This window comes from Peristeroidobacter soli (genome assembly GCF_004138485.1).
Lineage (GTDB): Bacteria > Pseudomonadota > Gammaproteobacteria > Steroidobacterales > Steroidobacteraceae > Steroidobacter > Steroidobacter soli.
In genome coordinates this window covers 285,288-300,714 of sequence record NZ_RYEV01000003.1, presented here as the reverse complement: position 1 = coordinate 300,714, position 15,427 = coordinate 285,288, and the positions used below count along the sequence as shown (strand labels likewise).

General features: G+C 63.2%; 11 protein-coding genes. 5 read left to right on the top strand and 6 right to left on the bottom strand.

All coding sequences use genetic code 11. The features are described 5' to 3' along the window. Positions 1 to 286 precede the first annotated feature (286 nt). The gene (gene ilvN / locus EKO19_RS10130; protein WP_246038867.1) at positions 287 to 859 is read left to right on the top strand and encodes an acetolactate synthase small subunit; all 573 of its coding nucleotides are present in this window, start codon (positions 287 to 289) and stop codon (positions 857 to 859) included. A 127-nt stretch (positions 860 to 986) separates the two neighbouring features. Next, positions 987 to 1,595 (top strand): glutathione S-transferase family protein, encoded by a 609-nt coding sequence (locus EKO19_RS10125; RefSeq protein ID WP_129776307.1) that lies wholly within the window; start codon positions 987 to 989, stop codon positions 1,593 to 1,595. On the opposite strand, the gene EKO19_RS10120 is transcribed toward EKO19_RS10125, so the two are convergent. Next, positions 1,592 to 2,560, bottom strand: a complete 969-nt coding sequence (locus EKO19_RS10120) for a quinone oxidoreductase family protein (protein WP_129776306.1) — start codon at positions 2,558 to 2,560, stop codon at positions 1,592 to 1,594. The two genes, EKO19_RS10125 and EKO19_RS10120, sit on opposite strands and share 4 nt — an antisense overlap. 226 nt (positions 2,561 to 2,786) lie before the next feature. Beyond that, entirely contained in the window at positions 2,787 to 3,125 is a 339-nt protein-coding gene (locus tag EKO19_RS10115; protein WP_116807733.1) for a P-II family nitrogen regulator, read from the bottom strand. A 526-nt stretch (positions 3,126 to 3,651) separates the two neighbouring features. On the opposite strand from EKO19_RS10115, the gene EKO19_RS10110 reads away from it, so the two are divergent. Continuing rightward, positions 3,652 to 5,652 carry a M12 family metallo-peptidase gene (locus EKO19_RS10110; RefSeq protein ID WP_175597012.1) on the top strand — a complete coding sequence of 667 codons (2,001 nt, stop codon included), beginning with the start codon at positions 3,652 to 3,654 and terminating at the stop codon, positions 5,650 to 5,652. A gap of 140 nt (positions 5,653 to 5,792) precedes the next feature. Continuing rightward, positions 5,793 to 6,725 carry a DnaJ C-terminal domain-containing protein gene (locus tag EKO19_RS10105; RefSeq protein WP_217705239.1) on the top strand — a complete coding sequence of 311 codons (933 nt, stop codon included), beginning with the start codon at positions 5,793 to 5,795 and terminating at the stop codon, positions 6,723 to 6,725. A 77-nt stretch (positions 6,726 to 6,802) separates the two neighbouring features. Here the strand turns inward: EKO19_RS10105 and EKO19_RS10100 are convergent, their stop codons facing one another. The 3 genes from EKO19_RS10100 to EKO19_RS10090 form a co-directional block, all read right to left on the bottom strand. Next, positions 6,803 to 7,204 carry a response regulator gene (locus EKO19_RS10100; protein WP_129776304.1) on the bottom strand — a complete coding sequence of 134 codons (402 nt, stop codon included), beginning with the start codon at positions 7,202 to 7,204 and terminating at the stop codon, positions 6,803 to 6,805. 303 nt (positions 7,205 to 7,507) lie between these two features. After that, positions 7,508 to 8,140 carry a response regulator FixJ gene (gene fixJ, locus EKO19_RS10095; protein WP_230979466.1) on the bottom strand — a complete coding sequence of 211 codons (633 nt, stop codon included), beginning with the start codon at positions 8,138 to 8,140 and terminating at the stop codon, positions 7,508 to 7,510. Then, the gene (locus tag EKO19_RS10090; protein WP_129776303.1) at positions 8,137 to 9,690 is read right to left on the bottom strand and encodes a PAS domain-containing sensor histidine kinase; all 1,554 of its coding nucleotides are present in this window, start codon (positions 9,688 to 9,690) and stop codon (positions 8,137 to 8,139) included. The genes fixJ and EKO19_RS10090 overlap by 4 nt, the downstream gene beginning before the upstream one ends. A gap of 185 nt (positions 9,691 to 9,875) precedes the next feature. Between EKO19_RS10090 and EKO19_RS10085 the strand changes: the two genes are divergently transcribed. Continuing rightward, complete coding sequence (locus EKO19_RS10085) at positions 9,876 to 11,939, top strand: EAL domain-containing protein (RefSeq protein ID WP_129776302.1); 2,064 nt, start codon at positions 9,876 to 9,878, stop codon at positions 11,937 to 11,939. A 31-nt stretch (positions 11,940 to 11,970) separates the two neighbouring features. On the opposite strand, the gene EKO19_RS10080 is transcribed toward EKO19_RS10085, so the two are convergent. Continuing rightward, positions 11,971 to 15,417 (bottom strand): pyruvate carboxylase, encoded by a 3,447-nt coding sequence (locus EKO19_RS10080; protein ID WP_129776301.1) that lies wholly within the window; start codon positions 15,415 to 15,417, stop codon positions 11,971 to 11,973. Positions 15,418 to 15,427: the final 10 nt, after the last annotated feature.

The following is a 15,427-nucleotide window of genomic DNA, read 5'->3' as shown; positions in this document are numbered from 1 at the left end:
GCTTGCCCGCGAGCGGGTGGCTGGCGGCGGTGAGCGCGGCAGGACTGTGTTTCACGACTGTTTCCGGAAAAAAATGCGCCCGACGCAGCAAATGCGACCGGGTTTATGCGACCGGGGCAGCCTACAGCAAGGTCGGTGCAGCGTCTATTTGGCACCCTTTTATGGGGCAGGATGCCCGAGCCCCGGGCACATGGACGTGTCTGCCGCTCCAGCGCAAGCCCTAGGCTGACCGAAGGCAGTCCCGTATGCTCCCCTACCCTTTCGCTTGCCAGGCTCGCGCGACCTCATGACTACTATAGTGACACCCCAGTCCGGGGCCTGGACCGCCCCCGCCACTTCGAAGGCCACCGCGATGAGTCCCCGCAAGCGCCACATCGTCTCCATCCTGTTGCAGAACGAAGTCGGTGCGCTCACGCGCGTCGCCAGTCTGTTCTCGACCCGCGGCTATAACATCGAGTCGCTGAACGTCGCGCCCACCGAGGACCCGACTGTGTCGCGTCTGACACTGGTCACCACCGGTACCGAGGCGGTCGTTCAGCAAATCGTCAATCAGTCGCTCAAGCTCATCGATGTCGTCAACGTCGACGACGTGACGCGCGATCAGCACGTGGAACGCGAGCTGCTGTTGCTGAAACTGCGCGTGCCCGGCTCCCAACTCGCGACAGTGAACTCCGCTGTGCAAAAGGCTGGCGGTAGAGTCTTGTCGGATGACGCGGAAAGCTATACCGTCGAACTGACCGATAGCGAAGCGCAGATCAACAGGTTCATTGCCGAAGCGGGGAATCTCGGCGAAGTACTCGAAGTCGTGCGCAGCGGTGCCTTGGCAATTCTGCGGGGAGCGACCACGCTCCGCGCCTGACCGGCTCGCATTCGCTTTCGGCGTTCTCTGCAAACATCACGGGGCAGGATGTTTTCTTTGGGCGTGTTCATTCATTTGAACGCGTTCTTGGAACCTGTACCTGCGTCCGATGATGATTGGAGAGACGATGTATCGCCTGTATGACTACCTGCCCTCCGGCAACGGCTATAAAGTGCGCCTGGTGCTCAAGCAGCTGGCGCTGCCGTACGAGCTGATCGAGCTCGATATAAAAATCGGCGCGACGCGCACTCCCGAATTCCTGGCGAAGAATCCCAACGGTCGCATTCCGCTGCTGGAAATCCCGGGCAAAGGCTGCCTGGCCGAGAGCCACGCCATCATCTCGTTCCTGGCCGAAGGCTCGGCGCTGATTCCGGACGAGCCCTATCAGCGCGCCCGCATGTGGCAATGGCTGTGCTTCGAGCAGTACAACCTGGAGCCGAACATCGGCACGGTGCGCTTCTGGCTGAAAATGCTGGGCAAGACGCGGGCCGAGCTCGGCGAAAAACTCATAGAAAAGAAAAAGAGCGGGTACGCGGCGCTCGACGTGCTCGAAGATGGTTTGCGCGAGCGCAACTTCCTGGTCGCTGATCAATTCACGCTGGCCGACATCTCCCTGTACGCGTACACGCATGTCGCGCACGAGGGCGGCTTCGATCTCGCGCCCTATCCAAACATTCGCAGCTGGTGCGATCGCGTGTCGTCGCAGCCGCACTGGGCGCCGATTACTTCGATCTAGGGCAACAGCACCGTCGAGCCCGTCGTGCGGCGGGCTTCGAGATCGGCATGCGCGCGGGCCGCTTCTTTCAGCGGATAGGTCTGGCCGATGTGAACCTTGATCACACCGCGCCCCATCAGATCGAACAGCTCGCTCGCCGCCTTGGTGAGCGCCGCACGCGTCGAGGTGAAATGAAACATCGTGGGTCGCGTCAGATACAGCGAGCCACGCTTGGACAACTCCAGCGGTGAAATCGCCGGCGGCGCGCCCGAAGCATTGCCGTAGCTCACCATCAATCCGCGGGTGCGAATGGTGTCGAGCGAGCGCATGAAGGTGTCCTTGCCGACCGAGTCATACGCGACCGCGACGCCTCGTCCACCGGTGATGGCCTTGGCTTGACCCACCCAATCATCGTCACTGAGCAACGCGTGTTGCGCGCCCAGTTCGCGAACCATATCGGCCTTGGCGGAGGAGCCCACCACCGCGATGACGGTCGCGCCGAGATGACGGGCCCACTGCACGAGAATCGTCCCGACGCCACCGGCGGCGGCGTGGATCAACAAGGCGTCGCCCTTCTTCACGCGATGGACCTGACGCAGCAGCATCTGCGCGGTCAGACCTTTCAAGGTCGCGGCGGCGGCAGTCTGGTCGTCGATGTTGTCAGGGAGCCGGACCAGATCGTCGGCCGACATGACGCGGGCTTCCGAGTAGCCGCCCGAACCCTGCGCGTAGCTGACACGATCGCCGACTTTCACCTGTTTGACGCCGGGGCCGACGGCCTCGACGACCCCGGCCGCTTCCTTGCCCAGGGTGGCGGGCAGCGACTTCTCGTAGAGGCCGTTGCGCTCGTAGATATCGATGAAATTCACGCCGACGGCCCCGTGCCGCAGCCTTACCTCGCCGCGTCCGGGCTCGCCCAGCTCGATGGATTCCCAACGCAGAACGTCGGGGCCGCCTGTTTCATGGAAGCGAATGATGCCGGTCATGAGAGCTAGTTTACGCCACCCCAGGCACAGGGACGTGCCCGCCGGCGCAGACGGCGAGCGCAGGGGGAAAAGTCGCGCCTTTTCCCCTCTGCGCCTCAAGCGCGAGTGGCAGGGCTCGGCGGTGTCTTTTAGCGAAGCATGCTTCGCTCCGCCGAGCGGGTGGCCATGGATGGCCACCCAGGGCTTGAGCGGAGCAGGGACTGCGCAGCTCAATGCCCGAGTCGCTTTAGAGTGCTTGATCGTCCGCTTCGCCGGTGCGGATGCGGAGCACGCGCTCCAGGTCGGTGATGAAGATCTTGCCGTCGCCGACCTTGCCGGTCTTGGCGGCATTGATGATGGCTTCGGTCACCTGATCGACCAGCGAATCCTTCACCGCCACTTCGATGCGGGTCTTCGGGACGAAGTCCACCACGTACTCGGCGCCGCGATACAGCTCGGTGTGACCGCGCTGCCGGCCGAAGCCCTTCACCTCGGTGACTGTCATGCCGGACACGCCGATTTCCGACAACGCGGCACGAACGTCGTCGAGCTTGAACGGCTTGATGATTGCGCTGATGAGTTTCATTCCCCGTGGCTCCTGTCTCGATTGCGCTGCCGACCTCGCCGCCTGCGACGCGCGGGGTCGGGAATAGGGTTTTGGTTTCCGCCGGGTCGCGTGGCGTGGCCAGACAACCTCGCACACCGCGGCGAAGCTATGCAATGCACGTTCTATGCCGCGACGAACGACCGGACGTGACCGCTAGCCTTCAGCTTACCAGCAGCGTGACGGTAAAAAACCGATTGCGCGCGCACCAGTTTAGCGCGCCATTCAGGCCCGGCGCGCGCGTTTGGTGCAGTTGCGGGCTCATTCGGTCACCGGGCCGAAATCAAACCTTCATCGCAGTATTGAAGACTGGCGCGTGATCCAGATCGCGTCCTCGCGCAAATGGCCCATTGGTGCCGTTGCCGGCCTCCTGGCCGTGTGCGAAAAGGTGCGCCGTCATAACACAACAGCAGTGGGTTGATTCAGAGCGATGGGAGGCGGAACGCATAACGGCGCCAAGCGGCTTGGCGGACGCCTTCAGTGGCTCGCAGCCATCGTTTGCAGCGCTGTGACGGGGTCCGCATTCGGCCTGGAGCGCGCCGACTCCCAGATCCTTTACTACGAACCGCTGCAGCTCGCCGCTCCGGCCAGCGGCATCGGTCAGCAAAAGTCTTCCCCGACGCGCGAACTGCAGTTCGACGCGTACGGCCGCCGCTTCGTGGTGACGCTCGAGCCCAACGACAAGCTCTCCACCCTGATCCAACGCAAGTCCGGCGCCGGCGCCAGCGACCTCGTGCTCTACCGTGGCCGCATCAACGATGCCGCCGGCTCCTGGGCCCGCGTCTCGATCGCGGACGGCAAGATCGAAGGCATGCTCTGGGACGGCTCCGAACTGTACGTCATCGAGCCAGTGGAAGACCTGCAGGGCTCGCTGCCCGCGAATACGCCAGCCGACCCGGACGCTACTGCCATCTTCCGTCTCAAGGACGTGCTGATGGCTCCCGGCGCTGCTTCCTGCGGCTCGGACGCCAGCACTGAAGCCCGCAAGGGTTCCGATGCTTACAGCTCCATGCTCGGCGAGCTCAAAGGCTCGCCCGCCGTCATGCAGGCGGTCGGCGCGACCAAGCGCATCGAAATCTCCGCGCTGGGCGACGTCCTGTTCATGAACCGCTTCGGCACCGAAGCGCAGGCCCGCGACGAGATCCTGCGTCGACTCAACAACGTCGACGGCATCTTCAGCTCGCAGCTGGGCATCGAGATCAGCGTGCCGAGCGTCGACATCGGCGACTCGCTGTCCGCCACCACTTCGGCGAACTCGCTGCTCAGCGAGCTGGGCGATCTGCGCAACCGCTCGCCCAATCTGTATTCGCGCGGCCTGACGCACCTGTTCACCGGCCGCAATCTGGATGGCACGACGGTGGGCATCGCATACGTCAACAACGTTTGCAGCCGCCAGTTCGGCGTCGGCCTCACCGAATCCAGCAACACGCGTTGGGTGGAATCGTTGATCGCCGCTCACGAAATCGGTCACAGCTTCGGCGCGCCTCACGACGGCGATAGCAATGAAGCCTGCGCCAGCACCCCGGTCGGTTCCTATCTCATGTCGCCGTCGATCAATGGCAGCGACAAATTCTCCACCTGCAGCTTGAACATCATCAAGGCGCGGGCCGCGAGCGCGAGCTGCGTGACCGCGCTGGCAAGTGCCGATATCGCCGTGGACGCCAGCCTGGGCACTCTGAAGCGCCCGCTCGACGATTCGTTCCAATGGAATCTCACCGTGCGCAACGTGGGCGGCATGACCACTGCGAATGCGCGCGCCGAGATCCTGTTGCCGCCGGACCTCAGGATCGAAGACGCGGTCGTGACCGGTGGTTCGTGCACGAGTGGCGCGGGAGTGGTCCTGTGCGAGCTGGGCGACATCGCCGGCGGCAACTCGGCGGTGGTCAATCTCACCCTGCGCAGCGAGGTCGCGACGTCACATTCCATCTCGGTGAACGTGAGCGCGGCCAACGAAAGCAACCTGAACAACAATCGCGGCACGGGCACGATCAGCACGCTGCCGGACGTGGACCTCGCGGTGAACGTGCAGGCGCCAGCCTCCATCGCGGCAGGCACATCCTTCAACGCCACGCTGTCCGCCAGCAACCTATCCGACAATAGCGCCGAAGCAGTGACGCTCACCGTCGCCCTGCCTGAGGGCGTTACGGCTTCCAGTGCGACGTTCGGCGGCACGGACTGCACGGTCGGCAACGGCAGCATCACCTGTTCGCTGGCTTCGCTGGCGCCGGGCGCAAGCGCGACTGGCACCGCGACGCTGAACGCAGCCACCGCCGGCAGCGCCGCCCTTCAGGCACAGATTTCCAGCGCGCAGATCGATACGGTCGCGGCCAATGACACCGCGACGGCGACGGTCAGCGTCACCGGCTCGACGATGTCGGCCACTCAGTCGGCCAGCCCCTCGGGCGGCGGCGGTGGTGGCGGCGGTGGCGGTGCCGCCGGCCCCGGTCTGCTCGCCCTGCTCCTTGGCGTCTTCGCCTTGAAAAAACGCCAGACACGCCTCACGCGCTGACTGCCGCCGCTTGAAAGCGCGGTAGCAAGCGCCATCTACGTCGCCATACACGGACAATCCGTGCCCCTTTCCATGGGTGGCATTAGTATCGGTCGCTTGCAACGGCCCGACCCGAATCGGGCGTGAGGTGGTGTTTCGTCGTGCCTGAATACAAGGATTACTACAAGATCATGGGCGTCGCCCGCGACGTCGGCCAGGACGAGCTCAAGCGCGTCTATCGCCGGCTCGCGCGCAAATATCATCCGGACGTCAGCAAGGAAAAGGACGCCGAGGCCAAGTTCAAGGAAGTGCAGGAAGCCTACGAGGTCCTGAAGGATCCGCAGAAGCGCGCCGCTTACGATCAGCTGGGCAGCAACTGGCGCCAGGGCCAGGAATTCCGTCCGCCGCCGGATTGGGGTCAGAACTTCGAGTTCTCCAATGCGTTCGGCGATCAGGAAGGCGGCTTCAGCGACTTCTTCTCGTCACTGTTCGGCGGGGCTGCGGCTCGCGGCGCCGGCGGTCGCGCGCGCGGCGCCGGCGGACGAGGCTTCGCGATGGCGGGCGACGACCAGGTCGCGGCCATCGAAATCGACCTGGAAGATTCGTTCCGCGGCGGCTCGCAGACCATCGAGTTGAAGAGCGGGCAAGGTGCGGCTCGCACCCTGAAGATCACGATTCCTCAAGGCATCGTCGAGGGTCAGCGCATCCGGCTCGCCGGTCAGGGCAGCCCCGGTCACGGCGGCGGGCCCGCCGGCGATCTGTATCTCGAAGTGCGCTTCCGCAAACACAAGTTGTTTCAAGTCGAAGGTCGCGATGTGACTTTGACGTTGCCGATCGCGCCTTGGGAAGCGGCACTCGGCGCGACTGTGCCGACACCCACTCTGGCGGGCGCCGTCGACTTGCGCATTCCAGCGAATGCGAAAGCGGGACAGCGCATGCGACTCAAAGGTCGCGGGCTGCCGGGCGCGACGCCGGGAGATCAATACGTAGTATTGAAGATCGTATTGCCCCCGGCCGATACGCCGGAAGCACGCGAGCTATATGAACGCATGCAACGTGAGTTGCCGTTCGATCCGCGCGCCGAGCTGCAGTAACAACCGACACTTCCGCCCCGCCGAAGGGTCCAAGACACAACACACTCACCCCGCCGAAGGCGGGGTGAAATTTATTCTTAATGGGTATGTTGGGAATGATCGAGTAGATACGCGACGCGACGCACGATGGACAAGTCCACGTGCGTCTTCTCGATGAAGTCCACCGCCCCCTCGCGCATGGCCGCCACAGCGGCGCGCACATCCGCGTCTTCTCCCAACAAGATCACCGGCGTCGACGTGTGATTCGCGCGCAGACGTTTCAGCAAATCCAGACCGGACATGCCGGGCAAGGCCATGTCGGTGATCAGACATCCGCCTCGAATGCCGAGCGGCGACGCGAGATAGCTCTCGGCGCTGTCGTAATCCTGAACGTCCGCGTTCAGGTTACTCAACAAAGAACAAAGCATTCGGCGGTCCGTTGCGTCGGCTTCGATTACTGCAACGATGGGGCGGGAGTACGACACAGCAGGACTGAACATTTGATCTGCGCTGAGAAAAAAGCGGCCACGGCCACTGTGCTTGGAAAGCCCGAGCCGCAGGGAGGATTGGGGGCGGTGGACTTGCCTGTGGGCCGTGGTCGCATGCTGTTATCTTGGCGGAGCGCCACCTGTGAAAAAGTCGCACTTGTACTTAAGGAAGGCAGCGCCGCTGAACGCTGCTCTCACAGGGTTTTTTAAGGGTTTTTTCTAGGTCGAACCAAGCAAATCGCCGATTGCCCGCAAGCGTCTGTCAGCTCAGCAAAATCATCTCCAGCGCACGCACATGTATACGTATACGCGCGTTCACACTTGACCGACTTCGAGCACCATGCGTACCAGATGCGCGAGTGACGATGCCTGCATCTTCTCCATCACGCGCGCGCGGTGGATTTCCACGGTGCGTTGACTGAGCTTCAGATCGCCGGCGATCACCTTGTTCGCTTTGCCGTGCACGACCAGGTCGAGCACTTCGCGCTCACGCGGCGTCAGTGTTTCTAAACGGCGACGGATGTCGTTGCGCTCGCCGAGCGCAGCGCGATTGCTGGTGTCCTTCTCCAGCGCCTGATTGATACGGTCGATCAGATCCTGATCGCGGAACGGCTTCTGGATGAAGTCGACCGCGCCGGCCTGCATGGCCTCCACCGCCATCGGCACGTCGCCGTGCCCGGTGATAAAAATGATCGGCAAAATGGAGTGCTTTTCGTTCAGTTTCTGCTGCAGCTCCAGCCCCGACATGCCCGGCATGCGGATGTCGAGCACCAGACAGCCGGGACGATCCTCGCTGTACGCCTCGAGGAATTCCGAGCCGGCGCCGTACGTCTCGACCGATTGGCCAACCGATCGAAGCAGCAGCTTCAGCGCGTCGCGCACCGCGGAGTCATCGTCGACGACGAAGATCGTGGGTCGCTGGTTGGTCACGCTTGCTCTCATCATCATTGCTGACTCCCTGCTGACGCCGGCACCGCCGGCAGTGTGAAAAAGAATCGCGCTCCGCCGCCGGGATTGGCGCTGCACCACAGCTTGCCGCCGTGAGCGCGAACAATGGACCGGCTGATCGACAGGCCGAGTCCGGTGCCACCGGGCTTGGTGGTGAAGAAGGGATTGAACAGCTCGGCCATCGCCGCCGGATCGACGCCGGTGCCCCGATCGGCCACCATGAATTCGACGTCGCCTTCGCTGTCCACCGAGGTTCGCAGCAGAATCTCCCGTCGTACTTCGGGCACCGTCAACATCGCGTCGATGCTGTTGCGAACCAGATTCAAAACCACCTGTTGGATCTGTACCGCGTCCGCCTGCACTTGTGGCGACAACGATGAGGGCTCGAGTACCAGCCGCACGCCGTTGTGTCGCGCATCGGTCTGCGCGAGCGTCACCACGTCGTCGAGCAGGCGATTCGCTTCGATCAATTCTCGTCGTACTTCTCGATTCTTGACGAACGTGCGCAGTCTGCGAATCACCTCGCCGGCACGCAAGGCCTGCGCACCGATGTGATTGAGCGCCGTCTCCACTTCTTCTTGCGAAAAGTCGTTGGCGGCGATCAAGCGCTGACAGGCCTGCGCATAGGTCGCGATGGCGGTCAGCGGTTGATTGACTTCATGCGCGATGCCGGCCGCCATTTCACCCATGGTGGAGATACGCCCGAAGTGAGCGATACGGTCCTGCATCTGTCGCGCTTCGTCTTCGGCGCGACGACGATCGGTGATGTCGTGCAACGTCCCCACTTGTCTCAACACTCTGCCATCCGGCCGTCGCGTGGTCTGTGCGATGTGATGCACGTAACGCAGCGAGCCGTCCGGATGAATCACTCGATACTCGATGTCCATGGAGCGCGCGCTGGTCTCCAGCTCGTCGCGCGCTGCTTGCCAACGCGCGCGATCGGCGGGATGCACCATCGGCTCGAGATACTCGTACACCCCAATATACGGTTCGCCATAGCGACGCCCCAACACACGATAGAGGTGGGGCGACCAGTAGTCCTCGAACTTGCCATCGGCATGCACGACATAGTTGCCGAGGTTCGCGATCTCCTGCGCGATGGTCAGTTGGGCCTCGCTACGACGCAGCGCCTCTTCCGCGTTCCGCCGTACGGTGATGTCGCGAATGAACCCGACGAAGCGCGGCGGGTCGGTGCCCTGCACCCGGCCGACCGCGAGCTCGGCGGAGAACTCACTGCCGTCCCGGCGCTTGGCCAGCAACTCGCGACCGATGCCGATGATGCGAGGCTCGCCGGCTTCGATGTAATGGCGGAGGTAGTCGTCGTGCTGGGAGCGGTACGGCTCGGGCAACAGGATATTGACCTTCAGCCCGATGACCTCCTGTTCGTTGTAGCCGAACATGCGCTCGCCGGCATGGTTCAACAGCTCGATGCGGCCCTCATGATCGAACAGCACGACGGCGTCGACCGCCGCGTCCAGCACAGCCTGGAATTCACGCTCCAGCCGGTGTGCGCGCTCTTCTTGAGGTTCGGCGACTCGCAGTAGCGTCATATTCTGTTACGGCCCACGCCTCGACGGTCCTGGCGACGCATCTTCGATCAACATGGTCTCCCGATCATCAGGGCTCTCACTGTCTGGGAAGCCGATTCGTCCGGCTGCCGTTCATCGCCCCACGATCTAACCACGCAAGGCAGCACCGTGGAAGTAGTGGCTGCCGCGATATACTCCCCGCTCAAATGCCCGCAACCGTTTTGCTCATCGATGCGAACGCCGAGGACGAGCAACTGTTCCGCGAGGAACTGGCTCTGATCCGCGATCAGCCATTCGAGCTGGAAGTGGTTCGGACCCTGGCCGACGGCCTGGTCCGGCTGCGCCCGGGGCAGCCCCCCGCCGATGTCATCCTGCTGGACCTGCACCTGCCGGACAGCCTGAGCCTGACCACTTTCCTGCGGCTGCAGCCCAAGGCCGCCGACCGGCCCATCATCGTCCTGGTCGGCCAGGTCGACGAGGAACTGGGGATCGAGGCGGTGGAGCGCGGGGCGCTCGACTACCTGATCAAACAACAGATCGTCAGTACGCTGCTCAACAAGGCGCTGCGTTACGCCACCGAGCGCACCCATACCCTGCTGGCACTGAAGGCCTCCGAGACCCGCTACCGCGAGTTGTATGAAAACGTGGTCGCCGGCGTCTTCCAGACCACGCCGGACGGCAAATTCATGGCCGCCAACCCGGCACTGGTCCGCCTGCTCGGCTACGCCAGCGAGGACGAGTTGCTGGAGCTGCGGATCGAGCGCGACCTTTATATGTATCCCGAGGAGCGGGACAACTGGCTGCGGAGCATGGCGGTCGCCGGCGAAATCCGGAACGCCGAGCTGGTGCTGAAGCGCAAAGACGGCCGCAAGATCGTCGTGCTGGAGAACTCCCGCGCGGTCCGCGACGAGCAGGGCCAGGCCATCTACTACGAAGGCACGCTCACCGATATCACTGAAGCGCATGAATTGTCCCGGCAGTTGTCGTACGAAGCGAGTCACGACGCGCTCTCTGGCCTGATCAACCGGCGCGAGTTCGAGCTGCGGCTGCAACGGGCGCTGGACTCGGTACAGTCGGGCTCGAGCCACGCGGTCTGCTACCTGGACCTGGATCAGTTCAAGATCATCAACGACACTTGCGGCCACATCGCCGGCGACGAGTTGCTCCGACAACTCGCGCAAGTTCTGCAGGGTCGGGTTCGAAGCAACGACACGCTGGCCCGCCTGGGCGGCGACGAGTTCGGCCTGCTGCTGCATGACTGCGGCATCGACGATGCGGTCATGGTGGCCAACGGCCTGCTCAAGGCGGTCGAGCATCACCCGTTCGTGTGGGGGAATAGCACGTTCACGGTGGGCGCGAGTATTGGACTCGTGCCGGTCACGCCGACGTTCCGGCGCGTCACTCAAGTTCTGCAGGCGGCGGACGCGGCCTGCTATGCCGCCAAGGATCAGGGGCGCAATCGGATTCATGTCTATCAGGAAGACGACTCGTTGGTCGCGCAACGTCACGGCGAAATGCAGTGGGTCGCGCGGGTCAAGCGAGCGCTCAACGACAACCGGTTTTTTCTCGAAGCGCAACCGATCGTGCCCTTGCAAGGCGACCGGCAAGCCAGGCGCAACTACGAGTTGCTGGTTCGAATGCGAGACGAGTCGGGGCGAGTCGTGCCGCCCGGCGCGTTCCTACCGGCGGTCGAGCGGTACAACCTGTCGCAGCGACTGGATCGCTGGGTGATCACGACGGCCCTGCAATGGATCTCGACTCATCGGGCGCAGATCGAGCGGGTGTCGCGGATCTTCATCAACCTGTCGGGCGACTCGGTGGGCGATCCGCAGCTGCAGGACTTCATTCGCCAGTCCATCGTCGAGATGGACGTCCCGCCGGAACGGATCGGATTCGAAATCACGGAGACCGCGGCGATTGGGAATCTCACGCGAGCCAATCAACTGATCGCCGGGTTGCGGGAGCTGGGCTGCGCGTTCGGGCTCGACGACTTCGGCAGCGGCGTGTCTTCGTTCGCCTATCTCAAGGCACTGACGGTCGATTACCTGAAGATCGATGGCCTGTTCATCGGCAACATCGTCACGGACCGGATCGACTATGAGATGGTCCGGTCCATCACCGACATCGGACACGTGATGGGTAAGAAGGTGGTGGCGGAGTCCGTCGAGAGTCTGGAGGCGATGGAGAAGCTGCGCCTGATCGGCGTGGATTTCGGGCAAGGCTTCGCGATCGGGATGCCGGTGTCGATGGAATCGATCGGGGCCTGGTAGACCGGGCCCCGCTCAGCCAGCGACCGCGGCGTCAGGCCAGCACCACCAGCAGATCCTTCGCATCCACCGTTTCGCCGGTCCGCGTCACGACCTCGCCAATCGTCGCATCCCGGTCCGAGCGAACCGACGTCTCCATCTTCATCGCCTCGATCGTCAGCAACACATCGCCCCGCTTCACCTTGTCTCCCTGGCGAACGGCGACGGTCGCGACCGTGCCGGGCATCGGCGCGCCGACGTGATTCGCATCGGCGGGCTCGGCTTTCCGACGCGGGGGCTTGAGCGCCACCTGGCTGCGGTCCGGGACCTTCACCGAGCGCGGCTGACCGTTCAACTCGAAGAACACCGTGCGGGTGCCGTCTTCATGGCTGTCGCTCACTGCCACGAATCGAACGATGAGGGACTTGCCCCGATCGATATCGACCGTCACTTCATCGCCCGGCTCCATGCCATAGAAGAACAGCGGCGTCGGCAACACGCTGACGCGGCCATAATCCAACCGGTTCTTCATGTAATCGAGGAACACCTTCGGATACATCAAGTACGAAGCGAATTCCTCATCGGTGATCTCGCGCCACGTCTTGCTCTGCGCCTCATCGCGAGCCTTGGTCAAATCGATCGGCGCCAACACCTCACCCGGCAGCCCCGTCATGGGCGCCGCGCCTTTCAGGATCTTCTTCTGCAAGGCCGCCGGGAACCCGCCATACGGCTGACCCAAATCGCCGCGGAACAGCGAGACCACCGACTCAGGGAACGCAATCTCGGTATTGGGATCGAGCATCTGCTCGGGAGTGATATTGCTGGTGACCATCATGATCGCCATGTCACCGACGACCTTGGACGTCGGCGTGACCTTGACGATGTCGCCGAACATCTCATTCACCTTGGCATACGCGCGCGCCACTTCCGGCCAACGCACATCGTCGATACCCAGTGAGCGCGCCTGCTCGCGCAGGTTGGTGAACTGTCCGCCGGGCATGCCATGGACGTACACCTCGGACGCGCCCGAACGCAGGTCGCTTTCGAATGCGCTGTAGCAGTGACGCACCTGTTCCCAATACCCGGACAGCACGCGCAGGTTTTCCGGATTCAGTCCGGAATCACGCGGACTGTGCCGCAGCGCCTCGACGATGGAACCCAAGTTCGGCTGCGACGTGAGACCACTCATCGCATCCAACGCGCCATCGACCGCATCCGCGCCAGCATCCACTGCCGCCAACACGCTCGCGGCCGCGATGCCGCTCGTGTCGTGCGTATGGAAATGCACCGGCAAACCAATCTCTTCCTTCAGCGCTTTGACCAGCGTGTAAGCCGCGCGCGGCTGGCACAGACCCGCCATGTCCTTGATACCGAGGATATGCGCGCCCGCCGATTTCAATTCGCGCGCCATCGACAAGTAATACTTCAAGTCGTACTTGGTCTGACGCGGATCGGACAGATTGCCCGTGTAGCAAATCGCCGCCTCACACAGCGCCCCGGACTCGCGAACCGCGTCGATGGCGACGCGCATGTTCTCGACCCAGTTCAACGAGTCGAACACACGGAACAAGTCGATGCCCGACTGCGCCGCCTGCTTCACGAAATACTTGACGACATTGTCGGGATAGTTCGTGTATCCGACCGCGTTCGCCGAACGCAGCAGCATCTGCAGCAGCAGATTCGGCATGGCACGGCGGAATTCCTGCAAGCGCTCCCATGGGCATTCATTCAAGAAGCGCATCGCCACGTCGAACGTCGCGCCGCCCCAGCACTCCACCGAGAACAAATCCGGCAGCAAGCTTGCGTAGTAAGGCGCAATGGCCTTCATGTCATACGTACGGAAGCGCGTCGCGAGCAGCGACTGATGCGCGTCGCGCATCGTTGTATCGGTGAGCAGCACGCGCTTCTGATCGAGCATCCACTGCGCGAACTTGTCCGGCCCGAGCTCAGCGAGCTTCTGCTTGGTGCCCGCCGCCGGCGCGGGCAATTCGATCTTCGGCAGTTTCGGCTGCACCAGTCGCTGCGGACGCGGTCGTGACTTCACTTCGGGATTGCCGTTCACCACGACGTCGCCGATGAAATTCAACAGGCGCGACGCGCGATCCTTCTTGCGCGGGAACCGGAACAGCTCCGGCGTCTGATCGATGAACTTGGTGGTGTACTCGGCGGACGCGAACTGCGGATGCAGGATCAGCTGATCGAGGAAGCGCAGATTCGTCACGACGCCACGAACGCGGAATTCCCACAACGCGCGATGCATGCGCGCGATGGTTTCAGCCGGAGTCGGCGACCACGCCGTCACCTTCACCAACAGGGAATCGTAGGAGCGCGTGATGATCGCGCCCGAATACGCGGTGCCGGCGTCGAGCCGGATGCCGAAGCCGGCGGGACTGCGATAGGCCGCGATGCGGCCGTAGTCCGGAATGAAATTGTTTTCCGGATCTTCGGTGGTGACGCGACACTGCATCGCGTAGCCATTGAGGCGGATGTCTTCCTGTTTCGGCACGCCGCTGTCGGCATCGCCGATCTTCGCGCCTTCGGCGATCCGGATCTGCGCGCGCACGATGTCGATGCCAGTGACGGCCTCTGTCACTGTGTGCTCGACCTGCACGCGCGGGTTCACTTCGATGAAATAAAATTTGCCGCTGTCGGCGTCCTGCAGGAACTCCACCGTACCGGCGTTGAGATAGCGCACGGCGCGGCCGATCTTGAGCGCCTCTTCGCACAGCGACTGACGCTGCTGCGCGCTGAAGAACGTGGCGGGCGCGCGCTCGATGACCTTTTGATTGCGACGCTGAACCGTGCAATCGCGCTCGAATAGATGCACCAGGTTGCCGTGCGCATCGCCTAACAACTGGACTTCAATGTGGCGCGCGCGGCGGACCAGCTTTTCGAGATAAACCTCGTCGTTACCGAAGGCCGCCTTGGCTTCGCGCCGGGCGGTGGCCACCATTTCGGGCAGCTCCTTTTCGGTCTCGACGATGCGCATGCCGCGCCCGCCGCCGCCCCAGCTCGCCTTGAGCATGACCGGGAAGCCGACCTCACGCGCCAGACGCAAAGACTCCGCATCATCTCTAGGCAGCGGCGGCGTCGCGGGCATCACCGGCACACCGGCGGAGACCGCGAGGTTGCGCGCCATCACCTTGTTGCCCAGTCGACGCATGATCTCCGGCGTCGGGCCGATGAAGATCACACCCGCGGCGGCGCAGGCTTCGGCGAATTCGGGGTTCTCGGACAGGAAGCCGTAGCCGGGATGGATGGCGTCGACCTGCGCGGCCTTGGCGATGCGCACGATGTCGGCAATATCCAGGTAAGCCTCGACCGGCGTCTTGCCCGCGCCGACCAGATAGCTCTCGTCCGCCTTCATTCGATGCAATGAGAAGCGGTCTTCCTGCGAGTAGATCGCGACGGTGCGAATGCCGAGTTCGGCGGCGGCGCGCATCACGCGGATGGCGATCTCGCCGCGGTTGGCGATCAGCAGGCTCTTGATCTTCTGGGGCATGACAACACTC